Origin of the sequence: Sphingomonas sp. KR3-1 (assembly GCF_040049295.1) — a bacterium.
Classification (GTDB): Bacteria; Pseudomonadota; Alphaproteobacteria; order Sphingomonadales; family Sphingomonadaceae; genus Sphingomonas.
Window position 1 is genome coordinate 186022 of sequence record NZ_JBDZDQ010000004.1, and the last position, 8860, is coordinate 194881.

Consider the following 8860-nt stretch of genomic DNA (forward strand, 5'->3'; position numbering starts at 1 on the left):
GCGCTCAGCCCGTGTGTGCCGCCATCCACTGCTCGACGATCGGCGCGATGCGGTTGCGCCACTTCGAGCCGTTGAAGATGCCGTAGTGGCCGACGCCTTCCGCCAGATGATATTGCTTCATCGCCTCGGGCAGCCCGGTCGCGATGGTCAGCGCCGCCTTGGTCTGGCCGATGCCCGAGATATCGTCCTTCTCGCCTTCGACCGCGAGCAGCGCCACGTCCTTGATCGCGCCGGGATCGACCTTGCGCCCGCGGTGCAGCATCTCGCCCTTGGGCAGCGCATGCGCCTGGAACACGGTGTCGATCGTCTGGAGGTAGAATTCCGCGGTCATGTCGCAGACCGAGCGATATTCCTCGTAGAAGCTCATCGTCGCCTCGGCGCCCTCGTCATCGCCCTGGACGAGATGCTTGAACATCTCCCAATGGCTGATCATGTGGTTGCCCAGGTTCATCGTCATGAAGCCGGCGAGCTGCAGGAAGCCCGGATAGACCTTCCGCCCCGCGCCCGGATAGCTCATCGGGATCGTCGCGATGACGTTCTGCTCGAACCAGCTGAACGGCCGCTCGGTGGCGAGCGTGTTGACTGCGGTCGGCGCCTCGCGCGTGTCGATCGGGCCGCCCATCATCGTCAGCGTGCGCGGGCGGTTGGGGTGTTCGTCCGCGCTCATCAGCGAGACCGCGGCATAGACCGGGACCGAGGGCTGGCACACCGCGAGCACGTGCGGGCGCGGGTCGCCGTCCTTGCCCATGAACGCCATGAACTCGATCAGGTAGTCGATATAGTCGTCCAGGTCGAAGCGCCCGTCCGCCAGCGGCACCAGCTTCGCGTCGCGCCAGTCGGTGATGTAGACGTCCGCCACCGGCAGCATCCGCTCCACCGTGCCGCGCAGCAGCGTGGCATAATGGCCGGACATCGGCGCGACGATCAGCAGCTTGGGACCGCCCTCCACGCCGGCGCGCGCGAAGCGCTTGAGCTGGCCGAAGGGGCGGCGCAGCACGATCTCCTCGTGCACATCGACCAGCTTGCCGTCGATCTCGGTGTGGTCGAGCCCGAACTCGGGCTTGCCGCGCGGCGCCGATGCGTGCGCGAACACCTCGAGCGCGGAGGCCATCACCGGCCCGCCGCCGAAATAGGCGAACGGATTGGCGGGGTTGTTCAACAGCCCGGCGGAGAAATTGGCCAGCGCGCTCGCACCTGCGAGAAGCGAGCGCTGAATCTCATAAGCGTCGTACAGCATTGCGTCCCTTCCGCCGTCCCCCTCCCCATCCGGCGGCGGCTCATGTTAGCGTTATAGGCGGCTCGTGCTGCGGTGCAACGGCGACCGGTATCAGAATGCGACAGGGCGATGTCCCGTTCCCGTACCGCAGCTACGAATTTTGCTTCTCACTCTGGCTAAACCTCTCTGAGCGCTCGATTAATCCACCATCCTGGAATTTGGGTGAATCACCCATGCGCGCGCACCGGCAAAGGACGGTTCCCCTCCCCGCGCAATCGCGCTAGTCCGCCGCGCATGGCCGATCCCGTCACGCCCCCGGCACCGCCCAAGCGCAAGCTGTCCAACCTGCTCGTCATCTGGAGCTTCACCCGGCGCTATCCGCTCCAGCTGCTGATCGCGATCGTCGCGCTGATCGGCTCCTCGGTGACGACGCTGCTGATTCCGCGCACCTTCCAGAAGATCGTCGACCACGGCTTCGCCGCCGGGGCGGACACCAGCCGGATCGGCATCTATTTCGAGGGGCTGCTGCTCGTCGTCCTCGCGCTCGCGCTGTTCACCGCGATCCGCTTCTACTTCGTCTCCTGGCTCGCCGAGCGCACCGTCGCGGACCTGCGCGTCGCGGTCCACCGCAACCTGCTGCGCCTGCCGCCCAAATGGTTCGAGGAGAACCGCCCCTCCGAGATCGCCTCGCGGCTGACCGCCGATACCGCGATCGTCGAGCAGGTCGTCGGCTCGACCGTCTCGATGGCGCTCCGGAACCTGCTCACCGGTGCCGGCGGGGTGATCTACCTGTTCGCGCTCTCGCCCAAGATCGCCGCCTATCTCGTCGTCGGCATTCCCGTAACCATCCTGCCGATCGTCTGGCTGGGCAGCCGTGTCCGCCAGCTCTCGCGCAACAGCCAGGACCGCGTCGCCGATGTCGGCTCGATCGCCTCGGAGACGCTCGGCGCGATGCGCATCGTCCAGGCGTTCGGCCAGGAGCGGCGCGAGGGCGAGCGCTTCGAAGGCGCCGTCACCCGCACCTTCGAGGCCGGCAAGCGCCGCTTCGGCCTGCGCGCGATCATGACCGCGCTGGTGATCGGCGCGCTGTTCTCCGCGATCGTCCTCATCGTCTGGGCCGCCGTCGCCGACGTCGCCGCCGGCCGCGCCTCGGGCGGCTCGATCATGGCCTTCGTGCTCACCGCCGGCCTGGTCACCGGCTCGTTCAGCACGCTGACCGAAGTCTATGGCGACCTGCTGCGCGCCTCGGGCGCCGCCAGCCGCCTGGCCGAGCTGCTCCAGGAACAGCCCGACATCGCCGCCCCGGCGAGCCCGGTCGCGCTGCCCCAGCCGCCCCAGGGCGCGATCGCCTTCGACCATGTCGGCTTCCGCTACCCGACCCGCCCCGAAGTCTCCGCGCTCAGCGACTTCTCGCTCGAGGTCCGCCCGGGCGAGACCGTCGCCGTCGTCGGTCCCTCGGGCGCCGGCAAGTCGACGCTCTTCCAGCTGCTCCAGCGCTTCTACGATGTCGACAGCGGCGAGGTGCGAGTCGACGGGGTGCCGGTCCGCGACGCCGACCCCGCCGAGATCCGCGCCCGCATGGCGATGGTCCCGCAGGAGACGGTGATCTTCGGCGCCTCGGCGCGCGACAATCTGCGCTACGGCGCCTGGGACGCTAGCGACGACCAGATCTGGGCCGCCGCCGAGGCCGCCAATGCCGCAGAGTTCCTGCGCGAGCTGCCCCAGGGCCTCGATACCTTTCTCGGCGAAGCCGGCGCGCGCCTCTCGGGCGGCCAGCGCCAGCGCATCGCCATCGCCCGCGCGCTGCTCCGCGACGCCCCGATCCTGCTGCTCGACGAGGCCACCTCCGCGCTCGATGCCGAGAGCGAGCGGCTGGTCCAGGACGCGCTCGACCGGCTGATGGAGAACCGCACGACGCTGGTGATCGCCCACCGCCTCGCCACCGTGCGCGCCGCCGGCCGGATCATCGTGATGGACGAAGGGCAGATCGTCGAGACCGGCACCCATGCCGAGCTGGTCGCCCGCGGCGGCCTCTATGCCCGGCTGGCCGCGCTCCAGTTCAACGACGCGGCGTAACTTCCCCTCCCTGCAAGGGAGGGGTTAGGGGTGGGTCAGAAAAGCCGGGGCTCGATGCCCCGGCCTTTTCTACCCGGCTACCGGCTGGCTGGGCTCCCCCGGCCTTCGCCGGGGTCGCAACCCATCCCCGGCCCCTCCCTTGCAGGGAGAGGAGCACCCTCAATCGAACACGCTCTTCACCACCGCGGGCAGCGTGAAGCGGAAGGTCGCGCCGCCTTCGTCGCGGTTGAACGCGCTCATCGTGCCGCCATGCGCCTCGATGATCCGCCGCGAGATCGACAGGCCCACGCCCATCCCCGCCCCCGCCTTGGTCGAGGTGAAGCGCTCGAACAGCTGGTCGAGGATCGCCTCGGGCACGCCCGGCCCGTCATCGCATAGCTGCAGCTCCACCCATTCGGGATCGGACTGGGTCGCCGCGATCGTAATCCGGCCGCTCCCGCGCTCGCTCGATCGGATCGCTTCCACGGCGTTGCGCAGCAGGTTGACCACCACTTGCTGGAACTGGATGCGGTCGACGAAGACGCGGACATTCTCCGGCTTCACCGCCAGCTCGATCTCGACATCGTGTCCGCCGGTGCCGGCGAGCACCAGCTGCAGCGCGTCGTGGATCATCGGCACCAGCGGCTCGGCGCGCTTCTCCACGTCGCGGTGCTGGGCGAAATCGCGCATCCGGCGGATGATCTCGCCGGCCCGCGCCACCTGGCTTCGCGCCTGGGTCACCATCTCGGGCGCGCTGCTCTCGTCGCCGCGCTGGCTGAGCAGGAAGCCTACCGCCGAGAGATAGTTGATCGCCGCGGTCAGCGGCTGGTTGAGCTCGTGCGCCAGGTCGGCGGCCAGCTCGCCCATCGCGTTGTGGCGCGACACATGCGCCAGCTGCGCACCGAGCTTGGCCATGTGCTGCTCGGCGGCCAGCTTCTCGGACAGGTCGCGGGCGAACAGCGTGAAGCAGGTCTCGTCGTCGATGCCCTTGAACGCCGCGCCGCGCAGCTCGAGCGGAAAGCGTGTGCCGTCGGCGCGCACCCCCTCCCCGGTAAGCATGAATTCGGCCTGGCCCTCGGCGAGCAGGCTCGCCAGCTTCGCCCCTTCGCGGTCGCCGAGATAGTCCGCCATGTCGCATCCCGGCGGCGTGCCGGGCGCCAGCCGCCACAGCTGCCCCGCGGCGGCGCTGAACTCCTTCGAGCGGCCTTCGCGATCGATGATGATCACCGCATCGGGCACCCCGGCCAGGATCGAGCGCAGCTGCTCCTCGCGCAGCCGCACCGTCTCGCTCTGCTGGCGCGCGCTGCGCAGCCCGATGGTGAGCAGCAGCGAGACGATCAGAATGTTGCACGCCACCACCACGAACTGCGCCTCGTTGAGGCTCAGCAGGTCGCCGCCCACGGTGAGCAGCGCGAGCAGCGAGGGGAAGACCGGCAGCATGACGATCGCCGGCGAGAGCCGCCGGAACAGCCGATATTCGAAGTCGAGCTCGCTTTCCTGCCGCCCGCTCAGCACATGGAGCAGGATCGCGACGGCGAGCAGGAAATTGGGCACGGCAGTGGTGATCGATCGGCCGATGAAGGTCGGCGCGATCAGCGCGGGGCTGTCGATCAGCATCATCGTCGCGGTCAGCGCGGTCAGGCCGATGCTCGTGCTGGCGAGCAGCAGCGCCCAGGTGCGCGGCAAGGCGGCCTGGCGCGTGACCAGCAGGATCGCCAGGCAGTCCAGCACCATCACGCTGATCGCGCCGGTGCCCGGGAAGCCGCGGTTGAGCACGTTGAGCGCGATCACCTGGCGGTAGAAGAACAGCCGCTCCACGCCGAGATCGAGATGCACGAGGTAGCGCAGCGCCAGCAGGCCGAGCAGGCCGAGCGTCACGCCCGTGACGATGCGGGCGGCGCGCCGCATTTCGCGATGCGCCAGCAGCCCGCCAAGCGCCACCAGAAGGAACAGCAATGCCGCGAGCGGCATCACTGAATAATGGGGGTTCCCCGCGCCGCGCAGCAGCGGGATGCCGAAGGTCCAGCCGATCAGCACGAACAAGGGCGGCACCAGCGAGACGACGAACAGCCCCGTCGACCAGCGATGGGCCGCCGCGCTTCTTGCCGTCTCGACTCCCTCCGCCCTCGCGATAGCCATCGCTTCCTTTCACCGGCCCACCGGTCGCCCCATCGGCACGTCGCTTAGGAGCGCTTTACCATATCCACTCGTTCCTTCACGCTTGCATAGATTAGCTGCCAGCCCGGAAAAATGCGGAGGTTCCGTAATTTGCGGGCCGGCAGCGCGATTGCGTGTCAGCTTCAGGCGATGGTCAGGCCAACATCGATGTTGTTGCGGGTCGCGTTCGAATAGGGGCAGATCTGGTGCGCCGCCTCGACCAGCTTCTCGGCATCGGCGCGCTCGACGCCCGGCAGGCTGATTTCCAGGTCCGCGGTGATGCCGAAGCCGCCCGCTGCGCGCGGCCCGATGCCCACCGTCGCGGTCACCGTGGTTTCCGCCGGCACCTTCAGCTTCAATTGCTGCCCGGCGACCTTGAGCGCGCCGATGAAGCAGGCCGAATAGCCCGCGGCAAACAGCTGCTCGGGGTTGGTGCCCTCGCCGCCGGCGCCGCCGAGCTCCTTCGGAGTCGCGAGCTTGGCAGTGAAGCGCCCGTCCTCGCTGCGGGATTCGCCGTCGCGGCCGCCGGTGGAGGTGGCGCGGGTGCTGTACAGGACGTTGACCGACATGGGGTTCTCCTCAATTGCATTGCGATAAACATTATCGCGATATCTATTCTCTAGGCGATGAGTCGGGGCTTGTCCAGCGAATTATTTATCGCGATATATGTTCCTGTGATATTGGCCCTGGCCAGGAGACGACGATGCCCGCCGCGATGCCCCTCGACGATCAGCTCTGCTTCTCGCTCTACGCGACGAGCATGGCGATCACCCGCGCCTACAAGCCGATGCTGGACGAGCTCGGCATCACCTATCCGCAATATCTCGTGCTCCACGCGCTGTGGGAGCAGGACGGCCGCACCGTCGGCGCGATCGCCGATCGGCTGGCGCTCGAATCGAGCACGATCACGCCCTTGGTGAAGCGGCTCGAGGCCGCCGGCTTCGTCACCCGCGAGCGCAATCCGCAGGACGAGCGCCAGGTCCAGGTTCGCCTCACTCCGCGCGGCGCCGGCATGCGCGAAGCCTGTGGCTGCCTCGCCGAGGCACTGCTCGAGCGCTCGGGCATGAAGGGCGAAGAACTGGGCGGCCTCAATCAGGAGGTGAAGAAGCTGTGGAACGCCCTGCGCGAGACGCGGGATCAGGGCTAAGGCGGCATCGATTCGATTCCCCTCCCTGCAAGGGAGGGGTTAGGGGTGGGTTAGAAGAGGCCGGGCTCGATGCCCGGCCTTTTCTGTTTTCCGCTACCGCCTGGCTGGGCTCCCCCGGCCTTCGCCGGGGTCGCAACCCACCCCCGGCCCCTCCCTTGCAGGGAGGGGAGCAAGATCGGGCCGGCTATGGAGAATATGAAGCTTCTCCATACCGCCTCTTCCAATGTAGGATTTTCCCTGCTTCAGTGATTCGGCTCGCATCGGCCATCATGCGGGGGATCGGCCCGCCGCCGCTCTCCCAACGATACAAAGAAGCGAGTCAACGGAATCAATGAATCGCTCAACCGATCGGTTGAACGTCGAGGAGCAGGAACCCGGCAAATGGCAGACCGCGAATTCGATATCATCGTGTACGGAGCCACCGGCTTCACCGGCCGCCTCGTCGCCGAATATCTCGCCGCCCATTATCCGGCGACCAAATGGGCGATGGCCGGCCGCTCGCTGACCAAGCTCGAGGAGGTCCGTGACGAGATCGGCGCGCCCGCGTCCACCCCGCTGCTCACCGCCAATGCCGATGATCCCGCCAGCCTCAAGGCGATGGTGTCCCGCGCCACCGTGGTGATCACCACGGTCGGCCCGTACCAGCTCCATGGCGAGGCGCTGCTCGCCGCCTGTGCCGAGACCGGCACTGCCTATGTCGATCTGTGCGGCGAGCCCGCCTGGATGGGCCAGATGATCCGCAAGTACGAGGCGACCGCCCAGGCCAGCGGCGCGCGGATCGTCTTCTCCTGCGGCTTCGATTCGATCCCCTTCGACCTGGGCGTCTGGACCGTGCAGCAGGCGGCGATCGCTCGTTTCGGCAAGCCGGCGCCGCGCGTGAAGGGCCGGGTGCGCGCGATGAAGGGCACCTTCTCCGGCGGCACCTTCGCCAGCGGCAAGGCGTCGATGGCCGCGGCGGCCAAGGATCCCTCGATCCTCAAGCTGATGGTCGATCCCTTCGCCCTCACGCCCGGGTTCGAGGGGCCGAAGCAGCCGAACGGCATGCTCCCCTATCATGACGCGGCGGTCGATGCCTGGGTGGCGCCGTTCATGATGGCGGTGATCAACACCAAGAACGTCCACCGCTCGAACTTCCTGGCCGGCCAGCCCTATGGCGCCGATTTCGAGTATGACGAGATGCTGGTCGTCCCCGGCCTCGGCGAAGTCGGCAAGGCGGCGGCGGAAGCGCTCGCCAAGTTCAACCCGATGGCGTCGGACAAGGGCCCGGCTCCCGGCGAGGGGCCGAGCAAGGAGGAGCGCGAGACCGGCTATTACGACCTCGCCTTCATCGCCGAGATGCCCGGCGGCGGGCGGCTGACCGCGGTGGTGAAGGGCGACAGGGATCCCGGCTATGGCTCGACGAGCAAGATGATCGCCGAAAGCGCGCTCTGCCTGATCGAGGATGTGCCCGCCGAGGGCAGGGGCGGCATCTGGACCGCAGGGGGGCTGATGCCCGAGCCGCTGGTCAAGCGGCTAGAGGCCCATGCCGGGCTCAGCTTCTCAGTAGAGTAAGGTGATCAGCCCGGCGACGAGCAGGCAGAGGGTGATGACGATCGGGACCAGGAAGGCGCGGGTGCGGTCCTGGTCCTTCCGGAAGGCGGCCAGGTCGAACCAGTAGCGGCCCGGCCCGGCCTCCCGGACGATGCCCTTGCCGAGCATGCGCTCGAACTGGGTGCACTCGATGCGGCGCTGGGGCACGAACGGCACCGCCTCCTCGGCGGTCACGGCGTGCTGGGCAAAGAAATGGGCGCGGATCCGCCGCCGCGCCCGCACGGCCAACGCCCCGATGGTCACCGGAGCGTTGGAAGCGATCACTTCGGCGCGGCCGGCGCGGCGGGCGGTGCCGGCGGGCACTTGGCGGTCACCGGCCCCTTGACCAGCTTGCCGCCGTCGAGCGAGTCGACCCGCATGGTCACGCCGGTGGTGAAGAATTGCGGCGCGGTGGTGCAGAAGCCGCCGACCAGGGCGTTGGAGATGTCAACCGGGGTCAGGCCGGTGCGCCAGCCGGCGGGGCCGTCGACGAGGAGCACCAGCGTGTTCGCTTCTGAGGTGATGTCCTTGAGGATGATGCCCCCCTCGAAGGTCTGGCCGACGGCGCCCTGCATGTTCTTGGCGAACTCGGCGGCGGTCGGCTTGGCCTGGGCGGCGGGTGCCGGCGCGGTCTGCGCGGCGACGGGCAGCGCCGGCGCAGCGGTAAGCGCCAGGGCGAGGATGAACGGCTTCAACATCTGGTCGATTCCCCCGGA

At 68.3% G+C, this 8860-nt stretch carries 8 protein-coding genes; 3 read left to right on the forward strand and 5 right to left on the reverse strand.

What is annotated here, in order from left to right; all coding sequences use genetic code 11:
* Positions 1–4: 4 nt before the first annotated feature.
* Positions 5–1237 (reverse strand): polyhydroxyalkanoate depolymerase, encoded by a 1233-nt coding sequence (phaZ, locus tag ABLE38_RS20020; RefSeq protein ID WP_348976017.1) that lies wholly within the window; start codon positions 1235–1237, stop codon positions 5–7.
* 273 nt (positions 1238–1510) lie between these two features.
* On the opposite strand from phaZ, the gene ABLE38_RS20025 reads away from it, so the two are divergent.
* Positions 1511–3292 carry an ABC transporter transmembrane domain-containing protein gene (locus ABLE38_RS20025; protein ID WP_348976018.1) on the forward strand — a complete coding sequence of 594 codons (1782 nt, stop codon included), beginning with the start codon at positions 1511–1513 and terminating at the stop codon, positions 3290–3292.
* A gap of 159 nt (positions 3293–3451) precedes the next feature.
* Here the strand turns inward: ABLE38_RS20025 and ABLE38_RS20030 are convergent, their stop codons facing one another.
* Both ABLE38_RS20030 and ABLE38_RS20035 read right to left on the reverse strand, forming a co-directional pair.
* Entirely contained in the window at positions 3452–5410 is a 1959-nt protein-coding gene (locus tag ABLE38_RS20030; protein WP_348976019.1) for an ATP-binding protein, read from the reverse strand.
* A 161-nt stretch (positions 5411–5571) separates the two neighbouring features.
* Complete coding sequence (locus ABLE38_RS20035) at positions 5572–5997, reverse strand: organic hydroperoxide resistance protein (protein WP_348976020.1); 426 nt, start codon at positions 5995–5997, stop codon at positions 5572–5574.
* Positions 5998–6131: 134 nt separating this feature from the next.
* Here ABLE38_RS20035 and ABLE38_RS20040 point away from each other — a divergent pair, with 134 nt between their 5' ends.
* Complete coding sequence (locus ABLE38_RS20040; protein ID WP_348976021.1) at positions 6132–6575, forward strand: MarR family transcriptional regulator; 444 nt, start codon at positions 6132–6134, stop codon at positions 6573–6575.
* A 381-nt stretch (positions 6576–6956) separates the two neighbouring features.
* Positions 6957–8126, forward strand: a complete 1170-nt coding sequence (locus tag ABLE38_RS20045; RefSeq protein WP_348976022.1) for a saccharopine dehydrogenase NADP-binding domain-containing protein — start codon at positions 6957–6959, stop codon at positions 8124–8126.
* Here the strand turns inward: ABLE38_RS20045 and ABLE38_RS20050 are convergent.
* Both ABLE38_RS20050 and ABLE38_RS20055 read right to left on the reverse strand, forming a co-directional pair.
* On the reverse strand, positions 8115–8468 hold the full coding sequence (locus tag ABLE38_RS20050; RefSeq protein WP_348976023.1) for a hypothetical protein: 354 nt from the start codon (positions 8466–8468) through the stop codon (positions 8115–8117). The two genes, ABLE38_RS20045 and ABLE38_RS20050, sit on opposite strands and share 12 nt — an antisense overlap.
* Entirely contained in the window at positions 8426–8842 is a 417-nt protein-coding gene (locus ABLE38_RS20055) for a hypothetical protein (protein ID WP_348976024.1), read from the reverse strand. Before ABLE38_RS20055 ends, ABLE38_RS20050 begins: the two co-directional genes overlap by 43 nt.
* Positions 8843–8860 lie beyond the last annotated feature (18 nt).